This is a genomic window from Micromonospora sp. NPDC023966 (assembly GCF_040639095.1).
Taxonomy (GTDB): Bacteria; Actinomycetota; Actinomycetes; order Mycobacteriales; family Micromonosporaceae; genus Micromonospora.
Genome location: NZ_JBEZZJ010000038.1, coordinates 46,424 through 65,418 on the forward strand (window position 1 = coordinate 46,424; position 18,995 = coordinate 65,418).

The window sequence follows — 18,995 nt, forward strand, 5'->3', positions numbered from 1 at the left end:
GGCCGCCTCGGTCCGGTCCCGGTCCGCCATGCCGGGACGCTACCCCGGGCGACCCCCGTCCCCACTGCCCTGCCCCGCCGGGGCGCGCCGCCGCACACCGTCCCCTCTGGACTCTGGGCGGTTAGGCTGAGTGATGACCCTCTATTACCGGGACGACGCGGTACAGGTCACCTCCGAGGTCATCCACGCCGGCGGACACGTCGTCGCGCTCGCCGACGTCACGTACGTCTGGCACGCCCGCGGCGCGACCACCCTGGCGGTGCGGGGCCGGGTCCTGGGGCGCGGCGTGCTGGTCCTGCTGCTGTCGCTGCCGCCGCTCGTGGCGCTGGTCTGCGTGCTCTCGCTGGCCTGGGCCGCGCAGGACCGGGGCGACTGGAAGCTGGCGCTGGTCATCCTGGCCGCCTTCGTGGTGGTCGGGCTGGCCCTGACCCCGTTCCTGGAGGTGCCGCTGGGCTGGCTGGACCGCTCCTACGAGCGGGGCAACCGGGTGCACGAGCTCTGGGTGCAGCACCACGGGCGGGAGGTGCTGCTGCTGCGCACGCCCGACGCGCTGCGGTTCGGCCAGATCTACCGGGCCGTGCAGCGCGCCGTCGAGCAGCAGGGCGACCACCGCTGATCGCCGACGGGCGGTCCTGGCCGGCGGAACGCACACTGGGTGGCATGGCGATTCCCCTCCCCCGCCCCGGCGCCGTCGTCGGGCTCACCCGTTCCGCCCTGGACCAGGCGTTCGGCTCGGCCGCCGCGTTCGCCGCCGTGCCCGCCCGCGCCTTTGCGGTGCTCGACGAGGTGGAGGCGCTGCTGCGACGGATCAACGGGGTGGTCGACCGGATCGAGGGCACCCTGGACCGCACCGACCGGGTGCTCGACGACGCGGACGCCGCGGTCCGGGAGGTGGCCGTGATCAGCGCCGCGGCCACCGAGGCGATCGGGACCGCCACCGACGTCGCCACGGCCGCCGCCACCGTGGTGGGCGAGGCCGACCGGGTGGCCCGGGCGGCGGCGACCCTGGTCGCCGAGGCCGACGCGGTGGCCGCCCGGGCCGCCGGCACGGTGGTCGTCGCCGAGGAGGCGGCCGGCACCGCGGCCGAACTGCTGGGCGCGTACGAGCCGGCGCTGCGCCGGGGTGCGCCCATGGCGAGCCGGTTCATCGAGCAGCTCACCCCGGAGGAGGTGACCGCGGCGATCCGGCTGGTCGACGAGCTGCCGAAGCTGAAGGAGCACCTGACCTCGGACGTGCTGCCGATCCTGGCCACCCTGGACCGGGTCGGCCCGGACCTGCACGACCTGCTGGCCGTCACCCGCGACCTCAAGCTGGCGGTGGCCGGCATCCCCGGGCTCGGCATGCTGCGCCGGCGGGGCGAACGCCTCGCCGACGAGCCGGTCGACTGACCCGGTCAGCAGTCGCAGGAGATCGCCGACCGGGGCGCGGTCAGCTCGTCCACCCGGCGGCGCACCGTGCCGGTCGGGGTGACCACCGGCAGCCCCTCCCGCGCCCAGTACTCGAAGCCGCCGATCATCTCCTTCACCGGCCGGCCGAGCCGGGCGAACTCCAGCGCCGCCCGGGTCGCGCCGTTGCAGCCCGGCCCCCAGCAGTACGTCACGACCGTCGACCCGGCCGGCACCAGCTCGGCGCCCCGGGTGGCGATCTCGGCGGTGGGCAGGTGCAGGGCGCCCGGCAGGTGGCCCTGCCGCCAGGCGGCGTCGCCCCGGGAGTCGACCACCACCAGCCCGGGTGTGGCGGCCTCCAGCGCGGCGTGCACGTCGCTGACGTCGGTCTCGAAGCTCAGTCGGGCGTGGAAGTGGGCGGCGGCGGTCGCCGGGTCGGCCGGCGGCACGGAGAAGGTCATGCCCCGATCCTGCGGCCCCTCGGGACACCGGCGGGAGTGGCGTGATCGCCGTCCTTCGCTAACATCCCGCCATGACCTCCGTCGACCGGTCCGTGGCGGTGCTCGCGTACCCGGGGATGTCGGTCTTCGAGACCGGCATCGTGACCGAGGTGTTCGGGCTGCCCCGGCCCGAGCTGGAGGTCGACTGGTACCGGCTCACCGTCTGCGCGGAGCGTCCCGGGCCGGTGCCGGTCGTTGGCGGGGCCGCCCTGCACACCCCGTACGGCCTGGACACCCTCGCCGCGGCCGGCACGGTGATCCTGCCCGGGGTGCCGGACGTGACCGTCGACCCGTCGCCGGAGCTGGTGGCCGCGCTGCGCCGGGCGCACCGCCGGGGCGCCCGGCTCATGTCGATCTGCTCCGGCGCCTTCGCCCTGGCCGGCGCCGGCCTGCTCGACGGCCGGCGGGCCACCACCCACTGGCGGTACGCCGACCTGCTGGCCCGCCGCCACCCGACGGTCACCGTCGACCCCGACGTGCTCTACCTCGATGACGGCGACATCCTCACCAGCGCGGGCAGCGCCGCCGGGCTGGACCTCTGCGTGCACGTGGTCCGGCGCGACTTCGGCGCGGCGGTCGCCAACGCGGTGGCCCGCCGGCTGGTGATCCCGCCGCACCGCGACGGCGGGCAGGCCCAGTTCATCGAGGCGCCGGTGAGCGTCGACCCGGACGACGACCGGATCGCCGCGAGCCTGGCCTGGGCGGTCCGCCACCTGGCCGAGCCGCTGACGGTGGCGGCGCTGGCCCGGCAGGCGCACCTGTCGACCCGCAGCTACCTGCGGCACTTCGCCCGGGCCACCGGGACCAGCCCGATCCGGTGGCTGATCGACCAGCGGGTGCGGGCCAGCCTGGCGCTGCTGGAGACGACCGACGCCCCGGTGGCCGAGATCGCGGCGGCGGTGGGCTTCGACAGCCCGGTCACCTACCGGCACCACTTTGGCCGGGCCATGCGGACGTCGCCGTCGGCGTACCGGCGGGCGTTCCGGGCCGGCGCCGCCGAGGTCAGACCGGCCGGCTGAACAGCTCGTCGATCTCCACCCGGCGGGGCAGCGCCACCGAGGCGCCCAGCTTGCGGACGCAGGCCGCCCCGGCCGCCGCCGCCCAGTGCACCGCCTCGACCAGCTCGCGCCCCTCGCCCCAGGCCACCGCGAGGGCGGCCGTGAAGGCGTCGCCGGCGGCGGTGGAGTCGACCACGTCGACCTTCACGGCCGGGACGTGCACCGCCGGCCGGTCGCGCTCGACGTACCAGGCGCCGTGGCCGCCGAGGGTGAGCACCGCCCGGGGCACCAGTTCCAGCAGCGCCGCCGGCTCGTCGGGGCCCCGGCCGGTGAGCGCGTGCGCCTCGGTCTCGTTCACCACCAGCAGGTCGGTCGCGGCCAGCAGCTCCGCCGGCACCGGCCGGGCCGGCGCCGCGTTGAGCACCACCCGGGTGCCGGCCGACCGGGCCGCCAGAGCCGCCGCGGTCACCGTCTCGACTGGCACCTCGAGCTGCGCGACCAGCACGTCCGCCTCGCGTACGGCGGCCAGCTCGCCCTCGGTGAGGCCGGTGAACCCGTCGTTGGCGCCCGGGGTGACCAGGATGGCGTTCTCCCCGGCGCCGCCGACCATGACCAGGGCGACGCCGGACGAGCCGTACACCACCCGGAGGTGGCCGGTGTCGACGCCGGCCGCGGTGATCCGGGCCTTGAGGGTGACCCCGAAGGCGTCGGAGCCGATCGCGCCGAGGAAGACGCAGGAGGCGCCGGCCCGCACGGCCGCGACGGCCTGGTTGGCGCCCTTGCCGCCGGGCAGCATGACGAAGTCGCTGCCGAGCACCGTCTCCCCGGGCCGGGGCAGCGCGGCGGCGATGCCGACCAGGTCCATGTTCGCGCTGCCCACCACGGCGACCCGGGTCTGCTGCACGGCGTCGTCTCCCGTCGGGCTCAGGCGGCGCGCGCGGTCCAGCGCTCGCCGGCCCGCGCGACGACCAGCGGCAGGCCGAACGTCTTCGACAGGTTGTCGGCGGTGAGCGTCTCGGCGATCAGGCCCTGCGCCACGACGCCCCCCTCGCGCAGCAGCAGCGCGTGGGTGAAGCCCGGCGGGATCTCCTCGACGTGGTGGGTCACCAGCACCATGGCCGGGGCATCCGGGTCGTACGCCAGCTCGGCGAGCCGGGCGACCAGGTCCTCACGGCCACCCAGGTCGAGCCCGGCGGCCGGCTCGTCGAGCAGCAGCAGCTCCGGGTCGGTCATCAGGGCCCGGGCGATCTGCACCCGCTTGCGCTCGCCCTCGGAGAGCGTGCCGTAGGTCCGCTCGGCGAGGTGGGCGACGCCGAGCTGGCCGAGCAGCGCCCGAGCGCGCGCCTCGTCGGTGCGGTCGTAGCTCTCCCGCCAGCGGCCCACCACCGACCAGGCCGCGGTCACCACGACGTCGGTGACCCGCTCGTCGGTGGGGATCCGCTCGGCCAGGGTGGCGGTGGAGAGGCCGATCCGGGTGCGCAGCTCGTTGACGTCGGTGCGGCCGATGCGCTCGCCGAGCACGTGCGCCGCGCCGGTGGTCGGGTGCAGCCGGCCGGCGGCCAGGTTGAGCAGGGTGGTCTTGCCGGCGCCGTTCGGGCCGAGCACCACCCAGCGTTCGTCCAGCTCGACCCGCCAGTCGACGTCCTGGAGCAACGCGCTGCCGGAGCGCCTGACGCCGACCCCGTCGAGGCTGACCACCAGATCCGCGTCCACGGGTGAGGGGGCGGGGGCGCCGGCGGCGCCGGGGATCAGGTCACCAGTCACGCTGCCATCCAACCACGCAGCCGGCCCGGTGCCCCCCACGGGCGGCGTCGCGGCCATAGGGTGGGGCGCCGTGTCGTTGGTCACCATCTCGGGAGGACACCGAATGCCGGACCGCTGCCGGGAGGCATGCGGATGAGCGCGGTCATCGAGATCGCCGGTCTCCGCAAGACGTTCCACACCCTGCGTCAGGGACGCCGGGTCGCCGTCGACGGCTTCGACCTGCTGGTCGAGGCCGGGCAGGTCCACGGCTTCCTGGGGCCCAACGGCTCGGGGAAGACCACCACGCTGCGCGCCCTGCTCGGGCTGGTCCGGGCCGACGCGGGCCGGATGAGCGTGCTCGGGGCCACTTCCCCGGAGCGGCTGTCCGACGTGGCCGGGCGGGTCGGCGCGATCGTGGAGAGCCCACAGTTCTTCGGCAACTTCACCGCCCACCGGACGCTGCGGCTGCTGGCGCTGGCCAGCGGCGTGCCCACCACCCGGGTCGACGAGGTGCTGGAGCAGGTCGGCCTGCGGGAGCGGGGCGACGAGCGGGTGAAGGGCTACTCGCTGGGCATGAAGCAGCGGCTTGCGGTCGCCTCGGCGCTGTTGAAGGACCCGGAGCTGCTGATCCTGGACGAGCCGGCGAACGGCCTGGACCCGGCCGGCATCCGGGAGATGCGGGACCTGATGCGGTCGCTCGCCGCGGCCGGGGTGACCGTGCTGCTCTCCAGCCACATCCTGGCCGAGATCCAGCTCATCTGCGACCACGTGACGATCATCAGCCAGGGCCGGCGGGTCGGGTACGGGCCGGTGGACGAGGTGCTGGCCGGCTTCGACCAGCACCAGTGGCAGGTCCGGGTGGCCGAGCCCGAGCGGGCCGTGGAGCTGCTCGGCCGCTCCGGGCTGGCGGTGACCGCCCATCCCGACCACCTGGTGGTGACCGGGGTCGTCGACCCCGAGCTGATCAGCCGCACGCTGGGCGAGCAGGGCCTCTGGGTACGCGAGCTGATCCCGCTGCGGCCGGATCTGGAGAGCGTCTTCCTGGAGCTGACCGGCGACCATCCGCACCCGGCGCTGCCCCGCCAGGTGGACGGGGCCCCGCCGTTCGACGGAGTGATCGACCTGGACGTCCGGGAGAGCCGGGAGGTGGACGCGTGAACCTGGTCCGTGCCGAGCTGGAGCGGCTGGCCGCCCGCCGCTTCGTGCAGCTCATGGTGCTGCTGCTGGCGGTCGCCTTCGCGGTGACCGTGGCGACCACGCTGGCCGGCTCGCACCGGCCCACCCCGGTGGAGCTGAGCCGGGCCCAGGCGCAGGCCGCCGAGGAGGTGCGCAACCTGGAGCTGGCGCACGACCGCTGCCTGCGGATCAAGGCGGGCACCGTGATGCCGGACGAGAACGACTACCTGCCCCGGGACTGCGCGCAGATCGACCCGGCCCTGATGGAGCGGCTGCCCGCCCCCTCCGACTACCTCAGCGGGGTGTTCGTCTTCGCCAACGAGGCCGAGCCGCTGCTCTATTTCCTGATCGCGTTCCTGGCGATGTTCGGGTTCCTGGTCGGCGCCTCCTACATCGGCGCCGACCTGAACTCGGGCGGCGTGGTCAACCTGCTGCTCTGGCGACCGCGCCGGTTCGCGGTGCTCGGCGCGAAGCTGGGCACGCTGCTCGGCGGGCTGCTCGGGCTCTCCGCGGTGGCGTCGGTGGCGTACCTCGGGGTGTTCTGGCTGATCGGCCAGGCGTCCGGGCTCGCCGGCCGGCTCGGTGGCGACTTCTGGTCGTCGCTCGGTGCCGTCTGGGTGCGGGGCCTGGTGCTGGTGCTGCTCGCCGGGGCGCTCGGTTTCGCCATGGCCACGCTGGGCCGGCACACCTCGGCGGCGCTCGGCACGGTGGCCGCCTACCTGGTGGTGTGGGAGCTGGGCGCCCGGCTGGTGTTCCAGATCCTGTCGGTGGCCCGGCCGGAGCGGTTCATGCTCTCCAGCTACCTGGCGGCCTGGCTCGGCGGCGAGGTCCAGTTCTGGGACGGTACCGCCTGCGACGGTGGCGTCACGGGCTTCTGCGACGGCTCCTACACGCTGGGCTGGGCGCCGGGGCTGGTGGTCCTGCTCGCCCTGACCGCTGCCCTGGTCGTGGCGGCCTTCGCGGTGTTCCGCCGCCGAGACCTGGTCTGAGCCGCGACGGTGCGGCCCCCGGCCCGGGGGCCGCACCGTCAACTCCTTGCAGAGGCTGGCCGCCTCGTGAAGAATTCCTTCACATGGCGGCGTGGGGGACGACGGGCCGGCGGTCAGCCGACCGTCGAGCCGAACACCTCGTCGCGCACGGCGTCCAGGGCGGTGCGCAGCGCGCCGCGCAGGATCGGCTCCTCGGTCAGCCCGGTGCTCACCACCCGCGGCCGGACCAGGGTGATCGCAGCGACCTCGTGCTGCACCCGCTCGGCCAGCGCCGCACCGCCGGCCCGCCCCACCTCGCCCGCCAGCACCACCAACGGCGGGTCGAGCACCACGCAGGTGCTCGCCACCCCGAGCGCCAGCCGGCGGGCCAGTTCGTCCAGCATCGCTCCGCCCGCGGTGCCCGCGGCGATGGCCGCGCGCACCGCGTCGGCCGCGCCGGCCTCGGCGAAGCCGTGCTCGGCGGCCACCGCGCGGACCGCATCGGCCCCCGCGAGCTGCTGGAACGCCGGCTTGGCCCGCTTCGACACATCGCGCGGGATGGGTACGCCGGGCACCGGCAGGTAGCCGATCTCGCCGGCCGCGCCGCTGCTGCCGTGGTGCAGCCGCCCGCCCAGCATGATCGCCAGGCCGACACCGGCGTCCAGCCAGACCAGCACGAAGTCCGCCGTGCCCTGAGCCGCGCCGGACTGGGCCTCGGCCACGGCGGCCAGGTTCACGTCGTTCTCGAAGACCACCGGGGTGTGCAGGTCCTCGCGGAGCGCGGCGAGCAGGCCGCGGTGCCAGCGCGGCAGGTTGAACGCGAAGGTGATGTCGCCGGTGCCCGGGTCGACCAGGCCGGGGGTGCCCAGCACGATCCGCCGCACGCTGGACAGCTCCGCCCCGGCGCTGCTGGCCGCCCGGACCACCGCGTTGTGCACCACGCCGACCGGGTCGTCGGTGTCCCTCGTGGACTGCTCGACCCGGCCCAGCACCGCACCGGTGATGTCGGCGCAGGCGGCCACCACGCGCTCGGCGCCGACATCCACCCCGACCACGTACGCGCTGCCCGGGCGGACCGCGTAGAGCTGGGCGTTCGGGCCCCGCCCGCCGGCCTGCTCGCCGACCCGGGTGACCAGGCCGCGTTCCTCCAGCCGTTCGACGAGCTGGGACGCGGTGACCTTGGAGAGCCCGGTCAGCTCGCCGATCCGCGCCCGGGTCAGTGGCCCCTGCTCGAGCAGCAGCTCCAGCGCCGCGCGATCGTTGAGCGCCCGCAACAGTCGGGGGGTGCCGGGCAGCCGGGTCGCACTCATGCCACGTCCTCAATTTTCAGTAAGGTCTCTAACCACAAAACGCCTGCCGAGGTGTCCGTAGCGTATCGGCCGCCCCCATCCGGGGCCGTCGGACGACCCGGCAGGGAAAGGGGATACTCGTGGGGTTGGATCCAGGACTCCGGCAGCTCGCGCTGGGCACGCTGCTGGCGGCGTACCCCGGCCCGGTCCCGCCCGACTGGGCGGTCGACCTGCTCGCCGACGGGCTCGCCGGGCACACCCTGTTCGGCACCAACATCCACGATCCCGCCCAGGTGGCGGCGACCACCGCGGCGCTGCGCGCCGGCCGGCCAGACGTGCTCATCGCGATCGACGAGGAGGGCGGGGACGTCACCCGGCTGGCGCACGCCACCGGCAGCCCGTACCCGGGCAACGCCGCCCTCGGCGCGATCGACGACCCGACCCTGACCCGCCAGGTCTACGCGGCGATCGGCGCGGAGCTGGCCGCCCTCGGCATCAACCTGGACCTCGCGCCCACCGTCGACGTGAACACCGCCGACGAGAACCCGGTGATCGGCACCCGCTCCTTCGGCGCCGACCCGCACCGGGTGGCCACCCACTCGGCCGCCGCGGTCGCCGGCCTCCAGTCCGCCGGGGTGGCCGCCTGCGCCAAGCACTTCCCCGGGCACGGCGCGACGGTCGCCGACTCCCACTACGAGCTGCCCACCGTCGACGTGCCGCCGGCCGTGCTGCGCGAGCGCGACCTGCCGCCGTTCGCCGCGGTGGTCGACGCCGGGGTACGCGCCGTCATGACCGCGCACATCCGGGTGCCCGCGCTGACCGGCGACGGTCCGGCCACCTTCAGCCGGGCGGTCCTGGTCGACCTGCTGCGCGGCGAGTACGGCTTCACCGGCGCGGTGATCACCGACGCCCTGGAGATGAAGGGTGCCGCGCTGGCCGCCGGCGGGGTGGGACCGGCCGCGGTCCGCGCCCTGGCCGCCGGGGCGGACCTGCTCTGCATCGGCGCCAAGGTCGACGCCGGCCTGGTGGAGCACGTGGTCGAGGAGATCGTCGCCGCGCTCGCCGACGGCCGGCTGGACCGGGCCCGGGTCGAGGAGGCCGCCGGCCGGGCCGCCGAGCTGGCCGCCTGGACCGCCGCGGGCGGCGCCGCGGCCACCACCCCGGACGGCCTCGGCTACGCCGCCGCCCTGCGCGCGGTGCGCGTCGAGGGCGACGTCACCGGCCTGGCCGCCCCGCTGGTGGTGCAGGTGCACGCCACCTCCACCATCGCCGAGGGGCGGGTGCCGTGGGGGTTGGGTCCGCACCTGGCCGGGGCCGAGGAGGTCCGCGCGGTCGCCGGCGAGACCGACCCGGACGAGCTGCGCGAGCTGGCCGGAGATCGGCCCATCGTGCTGGTCGGCCGCCACCTGCACCGGCTGCCCGGGGCGCGGGAACTGGTCGACGCGCTGGCCGCCACGCACCCGGTGACCGTGGTGGAGATGGGCTGGCCGAGCGGCTGGCGGCCGACCGGCGCCCGGGCCTTCGTCACCACCTACGGCGCCAGCCATGCCAACGGGCACGCGGCCGCACAGGTGCTCGGCCTGGCCGGCTGAGGTCTGCCCGGCCACGTTCCGGGGTAAACGGTCCGGATGACCGCCACCGACCCCTGGCACCGGGCCCTGGCCGACCTGGCCTCCCGGTCGCACCGCGTGCCGCCGGACGCGCTGCCCGCGGCGGTGGCCGCGGCGGTGCGCGACCTCGGCGTGGCCATGACCATCTACGTGGTGGACGTCGAGCAGGAGCTGCTGCGGCCACTGCCCGAGCCGGGACGACCGCTGCCCGAGCCGCTGCCGATCGACGCCAGCCTGCCCGGCCGCGCCTACACCGAGGTGCGGGTGCGGGCGGGGCAGGACGGCCGGCTCTGGGTGCCGATCGTCAACGGCACCGACCGGTTGGGCATGCTGGAGGTCGCGCTGCCGGCCGGGGCGGACCCGGACGACCCCGCCCTCCGGGACGGCTGCCGGACGATCGCCGGCCTCGTCGGGCACCTGCTGACCAGCAAGACCGCGTACGGAGACGGCCTGCAGCGCGCCCGGCGGAGCGAACCGATGGCGGTCTCCGCCGAGTTGCTCTGGCAGCTGCTCCCGCCGCTGACCTTCGCCGGCGACACGGTGGCCGTCAGCGCGATCCTGGAGCCCTCCTACGAGGTGGGCGGGGACGCGTTCGACTACGCGCTGGACGGTGACCGGCTCGCGCTCGCGGTGCTGGACGGGGTCGGGCACGGGCTGCCGGCGACGCTGACCACCGTGGTGGCGCTCGCCGCGCTGCGGGCCGCCCGGCGCACCGGCGGCGGGCTGGCGGAGCAGGTCGCCGCGGTGGAGGCGGCCCTGCGTAGCCAGTGGCGGGACGGGCGGTTCGTGACCGCGGTCCTGGCCGAGGTGGAGGTCGACACCGGCCGGGTCCGGTACGTCAACGCCGGGCACCCCGCCCCGGTGCTGCTGCGCCGGGGACGGGCCGTGCGCGCCCTGACCGGCGGGCGGCGCCCGCCCCTCGGCCTGGACCTGCCGGGCGCCGAGCCGGGCGAGGCCCGGCTGGAGCCGGAGGACCGGCTGCTGCTCTACACCGACGGGGTGACCGAGGCGCGCGACGCGGCCGGGGAGATGTTCGGCCTGCCCCGGCTCGCCGACCTGGCCGAGCGGCACATCGGCTCGGAGCTGCCCGCAGCGGAGACGCTGCGCCGGCTGAGCCGGGCCGTGGCCACGTACCGGGGCACCGCCTCCCGTGACGACGCCACCATGGTGCTGCTGGAGTGGTCCGGCGCGGCGGCGGCGCGGACGGAGCCCTGAGCCCGTCTACCGCAACCGGCGCCAGCCGGGCTCGACGGTGGAGCTGCCGTCGCCCCTCCCGCCCGACCAGCCCAGCAGGACGTCGACCGCGGTGATCCGCAGCACCCGGGCCACCAGCGGCTGCGGGTCGATCACCCGGAGGGTGGCGCCCCGGCCGACCGCCTCCGCCGCCCCGCGCAGCAGGGCGGCCACCCCGGTCGAGTCGAGGAACGGGACCGCGGCGAGGTCGACCACGACCTCCACCAGACCGGGCCGCTCCAGCGCCTCGTCGAGCGCCCGGTCGAACGCGGCGGCCGCGGCCATGTCGAGGTCGCCGACCGGGCTGAGGACCAGCCGACCCGCACCCCTGTCCCGCATACCGATCCGCATGATCCGCCCATCCGCTCCGACAACGCCGCCGTGACCATACCGGCCGCGCACAAGCCGACCTACTTGAACGTGTTCAAAGACTGTCGTACGCTGAGCTCGACTTCGATTTGAACGTGTTCAAGAAAGGTGGCGGGGATGGACGTCAAGGTCTGGATGTACCTGGCCTACCTGGCGATCAGCATCGGGCTGACCGTCTGGGTGGCCCGGGCGCTCTCCCGCAACGGGCTGGTGTTCCTGGAGGACGTGTTCGCCGACAAGCGGCTGGCCGACGCGGTCAACAGCCTCCTGGTGGTCGGCTTCTACCTGCTCAACCTCGGCTTCGTCACGGTGGCCATGAAGGAGGCCGGCCCGGTGGGCGACACCAGCCAGGCCCTGGAACAGCTCTCCCTGAAGGTGGGCTGGGTGCTGCTGGTCCTCGGCGCGCTGCACTTCTTCAACGTCTTCGCGCTCGGCCGCTACCGGCGCGGGCGGCTACGCCAGCAGGCGGCCGCCCACCCGCCGCTCGCCCCGGTCGGCTACCTCCCGCCGCAGGTCGGCGGCCCCCGACCGGTCAACCCGGCCGGACCGGTGCCGGGGCAGGCGCCGCCCGCCCCGCCACGATGACGCTCGCCCCGGGCGGGCGCCCGACGGATCCCACCGGGCACGGGGCCGGTGGGATCCGCGGGTTCACCGTCCTCTACGACGCGCACTGCCCGCTGTGCCGGGCCGCCCGGCAGTGGCTCGCGTCGCGCGCCCAGCTCGTACCCCTGGAGTTCGTGCCGGCCGGGTCGGCGGAGGCCCGGCGGCGCTTCCCCGGGCTCGACCACGACGGCACGCTGCGGGACCTGACCGTGGTGGCCGACACCGGCGCGGTCTACGTGGGCGACGGTGCCTGGTTCGCCTGCCTCTGGGCCCTGGCCGACCACCGCGCGACGGCGGAACGGCTGGCCCGTCCGCACCTGCTGCCGCTCGCCCGGCGGGTGGTGACGACCGCCGCCGCGGTACGTGAGCTGGTCCGGGAACCCCGGCCGGACCCGGGATACGGTGACGACGATGACCGAGCAGACTGCGCCGACGACCGCTGCGGGCGGCCCGAGCACCGGGGCGACGGCCCGGGGTGAGCAGACCCGCCAGCTGATCCTGGACACCGCGATGCGGCTGTTCCGCGAGCGGGGCTACGCGCGCACCACCATGCGCGCCATCGCCCAGGAGGCCGGCGTGGCGGTAGGCAACGCCTACTACTACTTCGGCTCCAAGGAACACCTGATCCAGGAGTTCTACGCGGGCACCCAGCGGGAACACCGGGAGGTGGCCGCGCCGGCGCTGGCCCGGGAGCGGGACTTCGCCGCCCGGCTGGCCGCCGTGCTGCACGCCGGGGTGGACGTGCTGACGCCGTACCACTCGTTCGCCGCCAGCTTCTTCAAGACCGCGGCCGAGCCGACCTCGCCGCTGAGCCCGTTCTCCGCCGAGTCGTCCGGCGCGCGGGAGGCGTCGGTGGCCCTCTTCCGCGAGGTGCTGGAGGGCTCGGCCGCCAAGGTGGACGACGAGCTGCGCGAGCCCCTGCCGGAGCTGCTCTGGCTCGGCTACATGGGCGTGGTGCTCTACTGGGTGCACGACCGCTCCCCCGACCAGGCCAAGACCCGCCAGCTCATCGACGGCGCGGTCCCGCTGGTCGACCGGCTGGTCGGGCTATCCCGGCTCCGGGTCCTGCGCCCGGTGACCCGGCAGGTGGTCACCCTGATCCGCACGCTGCGTCACTGACCGCTCCGAACCAGCCCGTCGGACTGAATCGCAGGTCAAGTCCGTAACCGGACAGGGGTCACCCGCCCCTCACCCCTTGCTCGACACGCGACAGACACTTAGCGTTACCAGGGGTCGGGACCTGGGGGGAGAGGCCGCGGACCGTGGATCCGGCCCGGGATCCACGGTCCGCGCCCGCCTCAGCGCGGGAAGACGCCGTACGAGGTCCAGCCCCGGTCCGGGAAGCCGGCCGCCTCGGCCACCCGAGCCGAGGCGTGGTTGTCGTGGTTGTGCAGGTAGGTGGGGATCGCCCCCTCGTCCAGCACCCGTCGGGCCGCCTGGGCGACCAGCCGACGGGCCAGCCCGCGCCCCCGCGCCGCCGGCACCGTGCCCACGGCCAGTTCGTGCCCGTACGCGTCGTGCCGCTTGATCCCCGCCCCGGCCAGGTACGCCCCGTCGGCGTCCCGGACCACCAGCACCTCCCGGTCGAACAGCCGCAGCCAGGGCGGCAGCCCGGGGGTGGTCGGCGGCACCCACTCGCCGGCGTCCGGCAGCGGCGCCGGGGCGGTGCTCCACCGGAACAGCCCGGCGTGGGTGGTGAACTCCGGCGCGCCGACCGCCGCCGGCAGGGTGGGCAGCAGCCGTTCCCCGGGCCGCTCCCGGACCAGGTCCCGGACCACGCCGGCCCGGTCCGGCGGCACCGAGAGGATCACGCACTCCGGGGACGCGACCGCGACGGCGGGGCGCAGCCGCCCGTCCCAGGCCGGCCGGGCCCGCCGGTGCGACCGGACCACGTGCAGCCCGGGACCGGCCGGCCACTGCCCCAACCAGGTTGCCAGGTGCAGGAACAGCCGCCGGTCGAGCACGTGATCACGGTACGCCAGCCGAACTCGTCCGGCGCGGCGGATCCGCCCGCCCGACGCCGTAAGAACTCGGCAATGGATCGACCACCCACCCGTGGCTACGCTGACCTCCGGGTATGGGGAGGTACGCGTGGCGCAACGGGTGCTGGTGGTCGACGACGACCGCACGGTCGCCGACGTGGTCTGCCGCTACCTGGAGCACGCCGGCTACGAGGTCGGCCACGTCGGGGACGGGGCCGCCGCGCTGGCCGCCGTGGCCCGGCGCCCGCCCCACCTGGTGGTGCTCGACCTGATGCTGCCGGTGCTCGACGGGCTGGAGGTCTGCCGGCGGCTGCGGGAGCGGCCCGACGGCGTACCCATCGTCATGCTCACCGCCCGCGGCGACGAGGCCGACCGGATCCTCGGCCTGCAACTGGGCGCCGACGACTACCTGAGCAAGCCGTTCTCCCCGCGCGAGCTGGTGCTGCGGGTCCGCTCGGTGCTGCGCCGGGTCGGCGGCGACCCGGCCGGCGTACCCCCGGAACTGCTCGCCGACGGCGGCCTGGAGGTGGCGACCGGCCCCCGGGTGGCCCGGCTGCACGGCCGGGAGCTGACCCTGACCCTGCGCGAGTTCGACCTGCTGGCGCACCTGATGCGGCACCCGGCGCGGGCGTTCCGCCGGGCCGAGTTGCTGGAGCGGGTCTGGGGGTGGAGCTTCGGCGACCAGTCGACGGTGACCGTCCACGTGCGGCGGCTCCGGGAGAAGATCGAGACCGACCCGGCCGACCCCCGCCGGATCGTCACCGTCTGGGGCGTCGGCTACCGGTACGAGCCGGTCGATGCGTGACCTGGCGCTGATCTTCGCAGCGGCCCTGGTCGCGGCGCTCGCCGTCGGGCTGGCGGGCGCCGTGGCGCTGCGGCTGCTGCGCGGCCGGTCGATCACCGTGCACATCTCCGTGCTGCTCGCCATGACGGTCGGCGCGGTGGCGGCCGGGGTGGCCGTGGTCGCCGAGGCGATGTTCCTCTCCCCGCACGACCTCGAGGTGGTGCTGACCACGCTCTCCGCCGCCGCGGTGGTCAGCCTCGCGGTCGGCTGGCTGTTCGGTCGCCGGCTGGCCGCCGCGGCGGTCTGGGCCGACCAGGCGCGCGAGCGGGAGCGCCGGATCGAGAAGGGGCGCCGGGACCTGGTCGCCTGGGTCTCGCACGACCTGCGCACCCCGCTCGCCGGGCTGCGGGCCATGGCCGAGGCGCTGGAGGACGGGGTGGTGGGCGACCCGGCGACGGTGGCCGAGTACCACCGCCGGATCCGGGTGGAGGCCGACCGGATGACCCGGCTGGTCGACGACCTGTTCGAGCTGTCCCGGATCAACGCCGGCGCGCTGCGGCTGTCACTGTCCGCGGTGCCGCTCGGCGACGTGGTGTCCGACGCGTTGGCCGGCACCGCGCCGCTGGCCGCCGCGCGCCGCATCCGGCTGCTCGCCCCGGAGTCGGGCTGGCCGACGGTGACCGCGAGCGAGCCGGAGCTGGCCCGGGTGGTGGGTAACCTGCTGCTCAACGCGATCCGCTACACCCCGGAGGACGGCACCGTCCGCGTGGACGCCGGCCGGGACGCCGACACCGCCTGGCTGGCCGTCGCGGACACCTGCGGCGGAATCCCGGAGCGCGACCTGCCCCGGGTGTTCGACGTGGCGTTCCGGGGCGAGCCGGCGCGGACCCCGCGCGCGGCCGACAACGGTGGTTCGGGCGGGTTGGGGCTGGCCATCGTGCGCGGCCTGATTGAGGCGCACGGCGGGCGGGTAGACGTTCAGAACATCACCGACGGCTGCCGGTTCGTGGTTCGGTTGCCGGCCGCGGGAACCTGACGCATCGATCCCGCGTCATATTCATTTCCATACATGTACAAGTTTCTCTGGGACGGTAATGGTCATGCCGAATCATCCGAATGACCGGTACCAGCAGGACGCCGAGCAGCGCTGGCGGGCCGTCGAGGCCGCCGGGCGGTTCCCGGCGCAGGCCGACTACCGGGGGGCTCGCCGCGGGACACTCTCCTGGGCGGAGCTGAACGCGCTGCCGGCGGGCGCCTCCCCCCGGCGCGGCCTCACCGCCCGCTGACACGCCCGGGCGCTCCGCACCGAGCTTTCGCACACTTGTCCTGTAGCGTCTTGTGGTCCGAATCCCGCCTACCACAGGAGAAGCTCCGCGCATGGGCAAGAAGACGATTCACGTCTCCGACTTCAGCGGCCAGGTGCTGCGCGCCGACGACGAGGTGGTCAGAGTCGTCGTGCTGGAGCACCCGGACCTGGTCGCCGGGCCCGTGCAACTGGACGCCACCCCGGTCGAGGTGGAGAGCATCGACGACGCCGCGCTGGACGTGGCCGTGGTGGAGATCCACGACAAGCACGGCGGCGGCGAGCCGCGCCGGGTGGTGCTGACCGCCAGCGAGTTCGACGCGATGGCGACCGACGTACCGATGGCGCAGCTGCTGCGTACCGCCGAGCGGGTCAAGCCGCCCAAGGCCCGGCGGGGCGCCGAGAAGATCGACTACGGCACCATCGAGCACGCCGGCAAGCCGCACCGCGGCCGGGTCACCGAGGAGGAGGCCCGGCTGGTCCGCGAGCGGCTCGACGAGGTGAACAAGCGCCTCGCCGACGCGGGGATCCGCCAGGTCGACCCGGCCGACCCGGAGCACGCGGTTCGCTACGGCTTCCCCACCGCCTGACGCACCCGGCCGGGCACGCGCCCCCGTGGCGCGTGCCCCGCCGGTGCGGGTCAGGGCGCGTGCCCCCGTGGCGCGTGCCCGGCCGGTGCGGGTCAGGCCCGCTTGCGGGCGATCTCGGCCAGGGCGCCCTCGACCGCGGACTCCAGCGCGGCCTTCTCCAGCCCGAGCCCGGTGAGCACGCCGTCGCCGCCCTCCTCCTCGAGCAGGGCGAGCAGGATGTGCTCGGTGCCGACGTAGTTGTGGCCCAGCCGCAGCGCCTCCCGGAACGTCAGCTCCAGGACCTTCTTGCCCCGCGCGTCGTAGGGAATCAGGTCCGGGACCTGGTCGACCTTCGCCGGCAGGGTCGCGCTGACCGCCTCCCGCAGCCGCTCCAGGGGTACGCCCCGAGCCACGATCAGCGCGGCCGCGAGCCCCTCCGGCTCGGCGAGCAGGCCGAGGGCGACGTGCCCCGGGGTGATCTCGGCGTTGCCGGCCGCCCGCGCCTCCTCCTGCGAGGACAGCACCACGTTGCGCGCCCGCGTCGTGAACCGGCCGAACCCGGCGTTCGGGTCGAGCGCGGCCGCCGTCTCGGCCTTCGCGGCGGACCGCTTCTGGGCGGCCTGCTTGCTCACCCCCATGCTGCGGCCGATCTCCGTCCATGAAGCCCCCGACCGGCGGGCCTGATCGACGAAGTGCCCGATCAGGTGGTCGGCGACGTCGTCCAGGTGGTCGGCGACCAGGACGGCGCCGGCGAGCTGGTCCAGCGCGTCGGTGTGCGCCTTTTTGATGCCCTCGATCAGCTCGTCGAGGCGTACCGGGTGGGTCATCTTCAGCGGCTCTGTCTCCTCCATGCGTCAACCATAGGTTGACGAAGCAGGTGCGTCAACCATCGGTTGACGATCGCCCTCGCCTGCAGACGACGAAGCGCCCCGACCCGCAGGAGCGGACCGGGGCGCCGGGTGCGGCGTGCCGTCAGGCGACGAAGCGGGTACGGCGGCGCCGGGCGATCAGGTAACCGCCGCCTCCGAGCAGCAGCAGTGCGCCGCCGACCCCGGCCAGGACGCCGATGTTCGCGCCGGTCACCGGCAGGCCACCGCCGTCGCCGCCCGTGCCACCCTCGCCGGGTGCGCCCGGGGTACCGGTGGGCGCGACCGTCGGCTCGGCGCCGCCCGTCGGGCTCGCGGTCGGCGTGGCGGTCGGGGTGGGCTGGGCGGTCGGCGGCGTGACCAGCTGGGCGTACGCGAAGTTGATCGGCCGCGGCGTCTCCGGCAGCGGCAGCTCACGCTCGGCCAGCGTCAGGGCCGCCTCGGTGCCCCGTACGGCCTTGGTGCCCTGGCCGGCGTCACCGTCCGCGAGCTGCTGCACACCGCCCTGGGCGTCGGCCCACTGCTTGCCGTACCAGCGGAAGACGATCGAGGTGACCTTGTCGGGCCGGGCGTCGGCCTTGGCGGTCACCACGTCACCGACGATCGCCAGGGTCTGCTTCGCGGCCAGCTCGCTGTCGAACTCGCACCAGGCGGCCTCCAGGTTGCTGTCCACCGCGTACCAGCAGTTGTCGTGCTTGACGGCGAGGTCCAGGTCGTCGAGCACCCGGATCTGCACCACGAGGCCCGACACCGGGGCGTCGCCGAGGTTGGTCACGCCGAGCGCGGCCGGCACCACCTCACCGGGCTTCACCGGGTACTTCAGGTTGCGCCCGGTAGCCGGATCCAGCTCGGTGACGGCGGCCAGCATGGCGCTGTCCGGGGCCGGCGCGGCGTGCCCTGCGGCCGGCAGGGCGGCAACGCCGGCGGCGAGGACCGAGGCCCCCAGGGCGAGGCGGGCAGCGAAACGTACGGTCATGCGAAAACCCCCGTAATCAGGATGACCGCAAGACCCTACCCACCCGCTCCGGCCGGCGCGGCCCGGCGAATGCCGCATACGGGGCCACCGGCTCCACTATGGCCTGAGCCACAGCCGCGGCGGAGACGCCGCTGGCCGGCACCCGTCGGGGTGCCGGCCAGCGGTTCTTGGCTCAGCTGTTCCAGTGGTGCGCGACGATGTCGGCGGCCTGCCGCTCCCACTGCGCGTACGCATCCGGGTAGGCCGAGACCTGCACGGTCTGCGCGGCCTCGGTCAGCGGCATGTCCTGCCAGCCGTCGACCTGCTTCAGACCCTTCAGGAACGCAAGCGTGGAGTACTCGGGGTCGGTGATCTGCTCCGGCGTACCCCAACCGCTGGACGGGCGCTGCTGGAACAGGCCCAGCGAGTCGTGATCGTTGCGGTCGCCGAGGTGGCCGAGGTTCTCCAGCTTCGACTCCTGCAGGCTGGTCGCGATCGAGATGACCGCGGCCCGCTCCGGGAGACCGGCCTTCTTCGTCGCGGCGATGATCGCCTTGGCGTTGGCGGTCTGCTCGTCGTTCAGATCAATCTTCGACTGGGCGCCCTGCACACCATGCGGGATCAGCTTGCCCACGTCCGGCTTGTCGGCCTGCACCACCGC

General features: G+C 75.0%; 23 protein-coding genes. 14 read left to right on the top strand and 9 right to left on the bottom strand.

The features are described 5' to 3' along the window. Window positions 1-133 precede the first annotated feature (133 nt). Both AB0F68_RS30215 and AB0F68_RS30220 read left to right on the top strand, forming a co-directional pair. Complete coding sequence (locus tag AB0F68_RS30215; protein WP_357344375.1) at window positions 134-616, top strand: DUF6232 family protein; 483 nt, start codon at window positions 134-136, stop codon at window positions 614-616. 44 nt (window positions 617-660) lie between these two features. Beyond that, on the top strand, window positions 661-1,389 hold the full coding sequence (locus AB0F68_RS30220; protein WP_357344377.1) for a hypothetical protein: 729 nt from the start codon (window positions 661-663) through the stop codon (window positions 1,387-1,389). Window positions 1,390-1,394: 5 nt separating this feature from the next. Here the strand turns inward: AB0F68_RS30220 and AB0F68_RS30225 are convergent, their stop codons facing one another. Next, window positions 1,395-1,847: a rhodanese-like domain-containing protein gene (locus AB0F68_RS30225; RefSeq protein ID WP_357344379.1), complete on the bottom strand. Its 453-nt coding sequence runs from the start codon at window positions 1,845-1,847 to the stop codon at window positions 1,395-1,397. A 71-nt stretch (window positions 1,848-1,918) separates the two neighbouring features. Between AB0F68_RS30225 and AB0F68_RS30230 the strand changes: the two genes are divergently transcribed. Next, the gene (locus AB0F68_RS30230) at window positions 1,919-2,905 is read left to right on the top strand and encodes a helix-turn-helix domain-containing protein (protein ID WP_357344381.1); all 987 of its coding nucleotides are present in this window, start codon (window positions 1,919-1,921) and stop codon (window positions 2,903-2,905) included. Here AB0F68_RS30230 and AB0F68_RS30235 read toward each other — a convergent pair. Further along, a complete protein-coding gene (locus AB0F68_RS30235) occupies window positions 2,889-3,788 on the bottom strand; it encodes a ribokinase (protein WP_357344383.1) in 900 nt (299 codons plus the stop codon). The genes AB0F68_RS30230 and AB0F68_RS30235 overlap by 17 nt on opposite strands. A 20-nt stretch (window positions 3,789-3,808) precedes the next feature. Next, window positions 3,809-4,705, bottom strand: a complete 897-nt coding sequence (locus tag AB0F68_RS30240) for an ABC transporter ATP-binding protein (RefSeq protein WP_357344420.1) — start codon at window positions 4,703-4,705, stop codon at window positions 3,809-3,811. A gap of 75 nt (window positions 4,706-4,780) precedes the next feature. Between AB0F68_RS30240 and AB0F68_RS30245 the strand changes: the two genes are divergently transcribed. Next, a complete protein-coding gene (locus tag AB0F68_RS30245; RefSeq protein ID WP_357344385.1) occupies window positions 4,781-5,785 on the top strand; it encodes an ATP-binding cassette domain-containing protein in 1,005 nt (334 codons plus the stop codon). Continuing rightward, on the top strand, window positions 5,782-6,792 hold the full coding sequence (locus tag AB0F68_RS30250; RefSeq protein WP_357344387.1) for an ABC transporter permease subunit: 1,011 nt from the start codon (window positions 5,782-5,784) through the stop codon (window positions 6,790-6,792). Before AB0F68_RS30245 ends, AB0F68_RS30250 begins: the two co-directional genes overlap by 4 nt. Window positions 6,793-6,905: 113 nt before the next feature. On the opposite strand, the gene AB0F68_RS30255 is transcribed toward AB0F68_RS30250, so the two are convergent. Further along, window positions 6,906-8,081, bottom strand: coding sequence for an ROK family transcriptional regulator (locus AB0F68_RS30255; RefSeq protein ID WP_357344389.1), 1,176 nt, complete (start codon window positions 8,079-8,081; stop codon window positions 6,906-6,908). 119 nt (window positions 8,082-8,200) lie between these two features. Here AB0F68_RS30255 and AB0F68_RS30260 point away from each other — a divergent pair, with 119 nt between their 5' ends. Further along, complete coding sequence (locus AB0F68_RS30260) at window positions 8,201-9,652, top strand: glycoside hydrolase family 3 N-terminal domain-containing protein (protein WP_357344391.1); 1,452 nt, start codon at window positions 8,201-8,203, stop codon at window positions 9,650-9,652. A 36-nt stretch (window positions 9,653-9,688) separates the two neighbouring features. After that, window positions 9,689-10,885: a PP2C family protein-serine/threonine phosphatase gene (locus AB0F68_RS30265; protein WP_357344393.1), complete on the top strand. Its 1,197-nt coding sequence runs from the start codon at window positions 9,689-9,691 to the stop codon at window positions 10,883-10,885. A 6-nt stretch (window positions 10,886-10,891) separates the two neighbouring features. Here AB0F68_RS30265 and AB0F68_RS30270 read toward each other — a convergent pair whose 3' ends face one another. Beyond that, a complete protein-coding gene (locus tag AB0F68_RS30270; RefSeq protein ID WP_357344395.1) occupies window positions 10,892-11,254 on the bottom strand; it encodes an STAS domain-containing protein in 363 nt (120 codons plus the stop codon). Between the two features lie 135 nt (window positions 11,255-11,389). Between AB0F68_RS30270 and AB0F68_RS30275 the strand changes: the two genes are divergently transcribed. From AB0F68_RS30275 to AB0F68_RS30285, 3 genes are read left to right on the top strand one after another with little or no spacing between them, the layout of a single operon-like run. After that, window positions 11,390-11,857, top strand: a complete 468-nt coding sequence (locus tag AB0F68_RS30275) for a hypothetical protein (RefSeq protein ID WP_357344397.1) — start codon at window positions 11,390-11,392, stop codon at window positions 11,855-11,857. Beyond that, window positions 11,854-12,354: a DCC1-like thiol-disulfide oxidoreductase family protein gene (locus tag AB0F68_RS30280; protein ID WP_357344398.1), complete on the top strand. Its 501-nt coding sequence runs from the start codon at window positions 11,854-11,856 to the stop codon at window positions 12,352-12,354. The genes AB0F68_RS30275 and AB0F68_RS30280 overlap by 4 nt, the downstream gene beginning before the upstream one ends. Beyond that, on the top strand, window positions 12,287-12,994 hold the full coding sequence (locus AB0F68_RS30285) for a TetR family transcriptional regulator (protein ID WP_357344400.1): 708 nt from the start codon (window positions 12,287-12,289) through the stop codon (window positions 12,992-12,994). Before AB0F68_RS30280 ends, AB0F68_RS30285 begins: the two co-directional genes overlap by 68 nt. A gap of 179 nt (window positions 12,995-13,173) precedes the next feature. Here AB0F68_RS30285 and AB0F68_RS30290 read toward each other — a convergent pair whose 3' ends face one another. Beyond that, the gene (locus AB0F68_RS30290) at window positions 13,174-13,839 is read right to left on the bottom strand and encodes a GNAT family N-acetyltransferase (protein ID WP_357344402.1); all 666 of its coding nucleotides are present in this window, start codon (window positions 13,837-13,839) and stop codon (window positions 13,174-13,176) included. Window positions 13,840-13,966: 127 nt separating this feature from the next. Between AB0F68_RS30290 and AB0F68_RS30295 the strand changes: the two genes are divergently transcribed. The 4 genes from AB0F68_RS30295 (at window position 13,967) to AB0F68_RS30310 (ending at window position 16,534) form a co-directional block, all read left to right on the top strand. Next, on the top strand, window positions 13,967-14,662 hold the full coding sequence (locus AB0F68_RS30295; protein WP_357344405.1) for a response regulator transcription factor: 696 nt from the start codon (window positions 13,967-13,969) through the stop codon (window positions 14,660-14,662). After that, window positions 14,655-15,677 (top strand): ATP-binding protein, encoded by a 1,023-nt coding sequence (locus AB0F68_RS30300; RefSeq protein ID WP_357344406.1) that lies wholly within the window; start codon window positions 14,655-14,657, stop codon window positions 15,675-15,677. Before AB0F68_RS30295 ends, AB0F68_RS30300 begins: the two co-directional genes overlap by 8 nt. 64 nt (window positions 15,678-15,741) lie before the next feature. Further along, window positions 15,742-15,927 carry a DNA repair protein gene (locus AB0F68_RS30305; protein ID WP_357344408.1) on the top strand — a complete coding sequence of 62 codons (186 nt, stop codon included), beginning with the start codon at window positions 15,742-15,744 and terminating at the stop codon, window positions 15,925-15,927. 91 nt (window positions 15,928-16,018) lie between these two features. After that, window positions 16,019-16,534 (top strand): hypothetical protein, encoded by a 516-nt coding sequence (locus AB0F68_RS30310; RefSeq protein WP_357344410.1) that lies wholly within the window; start codon window positions 16,019-16,021, stop codon window positions 16,532-16,534. A 92-nt stretch (window positions 16,535-16,626) separates the two neighbouring features. On the opposite strand, the gene AB0F68_RS30315 is transcribed toward AB0F68_RS30310, so the two are convergent. From AB0F68_RS30315 to AB0F68_RS30325, 3 genes are all read right to left on the bottom strand, one after another. After that, on the bottom strand, window positions 16,627-17,364 hold the full coding sequence (locus AB0F68_RS30315; RefSeq protein ID WP_357344412.1) for a Clp protease N-terminal domain-containing protein: 738 nt from the start codon (window positions 17,362-17,364) through the stop codon (window positions 16,627-16,629). A gap of 121 nt (window positions 17,365-17,485) precedes the next feature. Beyond that, window positions 17,486-18,355 carry an LPXTG cell wall anchor domain-containing protein gene (locus AB0F68_RS30320; RefSeq protein WP_357344414.1) on the bottom strand — a complete coding sequence of 290 codons (870 nt, stop codon included), beginning with the start codon at window positions 18,353-18,355 and terminating at the stop codon, window positions 17,486-17,488. A gap of 172 nt (window positions 18,356-18,527) precedes the next feature. Beyond that, on the bottom strand, window positions 18,528-18,995 hold a 468-nt coding region (locus AB0F68_RS30325; RefSeq protein ID WP_357344416.1), incomplete at its 5' end, for a hypothetical protein.

Excerpts from the sequence above, each read along its gene's own strand:
- AB0F68_RS30240 (WP_357344420.1), bottom strand. The coding sequence starts at position 4,705 with ATGGCCGCGACGCCGCCCGTGGGGGGCACCGGGCCGGCTGCGTGGTTG.
- AB0F68_RS30310 (WP_357344410.1), top strand. The coding sequence starts at position 16,019 with ATGGGCAAGAAGACGATTCACGTCTCCGACTTCAGCGGCCAGGTGCTG.
- AB0F68_RS30275 (WP_357344397.1), top strand. The coding sequence starts at position 11,390 with ATGGACGTCAAGGTCTGGATGTACCTGGCCTACCTGGCGATCAGCATC.
- AB0F68_RS30225 (WP_357344379.1), bottom strand. The coding sequence starts at position 1,847 with ATGACCTTCTCCGTGCCGCCGGCCGACCCGGCGACCGCCGCCGCCCAC.
- AB0F68_RS30215 (WP_357344375.1), top strand. The coding sequence starts at position 134 with ATGACCCTCTATTACCGGGACGACGCGGTACAGGTCACCTCCGAGGTC.
- AB0F68_RS30230 (WP_357344381.1), top strand. The coding sequence starts at position 1,919 with ATGACCTCCGTCGACCGGTCCGTGGCGGTGCTCGCGTACCCGGGGATG.
- AB0F68_RS30220 (WP_357344377.1), top strand. The coding sequence starts at position 661 with ATGGCGATTCCCCTCCCCCGCCCCGGCGCCGTCGTCGGGCTCACCCGT.
- AB0F68_RS30270 (WP_357344395.1), bottom strand. The coding sequence starts at position 11,254 with ATGCGGATCGGTATGCGGGACAGGGGTGCGGGTCGGCTGGTCCTCAGC.
- AB0F68_RS30285 (WP_357344400.1), top strand. The coding sequence starts at position 12,287 with ATGACCGAGCAGACTGCGCCGACGACCGCTGCGGGCGGCCCGAGCACC.
- AB0F68_RS30265 (WP_357344393.1), top strand. The coding sequence starts at position 9,689 with ATGACCGCCACCGACCCCTGGCACCGGGCCCTGGCCGACCTGGCCTCC.
- AB0F68_RS30245 (WP_357344385.1), top strand. The coding sequence starts at position 4,781 with ATGAGCGCGGTCATCGAGATCGCCGGTCTCCGCAAGACGTTCCACACC.
- AB0F68_RS30315 (WP_357344412.1), bottom strand. The coding sequence starts at position 17,364 with ATGGAGGAGACAGAGCCGCTGAAGATGACCCACCCGGTACGCCTCGAC.
- AB0F68_RS30300 (WP_357344406.1), top strand. The coding sequence starts at position 14,655 with ATGCGTGACCTGGCGCTGATCTTCGCAGCGGCCCTGGTCGCGGCGCTC.
- AB0F68_RS30305 (WP_357344408.1), top strand. The coding sequence starts at position 15,742 with ATGCCGAATCATCCGAATGACCGGTACCAGCAGGACGCCGAGCAGCGC.
- AB0F68_RS30255 (WP_357344389.1), bottom strand. The coding sequence starts at position 8,081 with ATGAGTGCGACCCGGCTGCCCGGCACCCCCCGACTGTTGCGGGCGCTC.
- AB0F68_RS30280 (WP_357344398.1), top strand. The coding sequence starts at position 11,854 with ATGACGCTCGCCCCGGGCGGGCGCCCGACGGATCCCACCGGGCACGGG.
- AB0F68_RS30320 (WP_357344414.1), bottom strand. The coding sequence starts at position 18,355 with ATGACCGTACGTTTCGCTGCCCGCCTCGCCCTGGGGGCCTCGGTCCTC.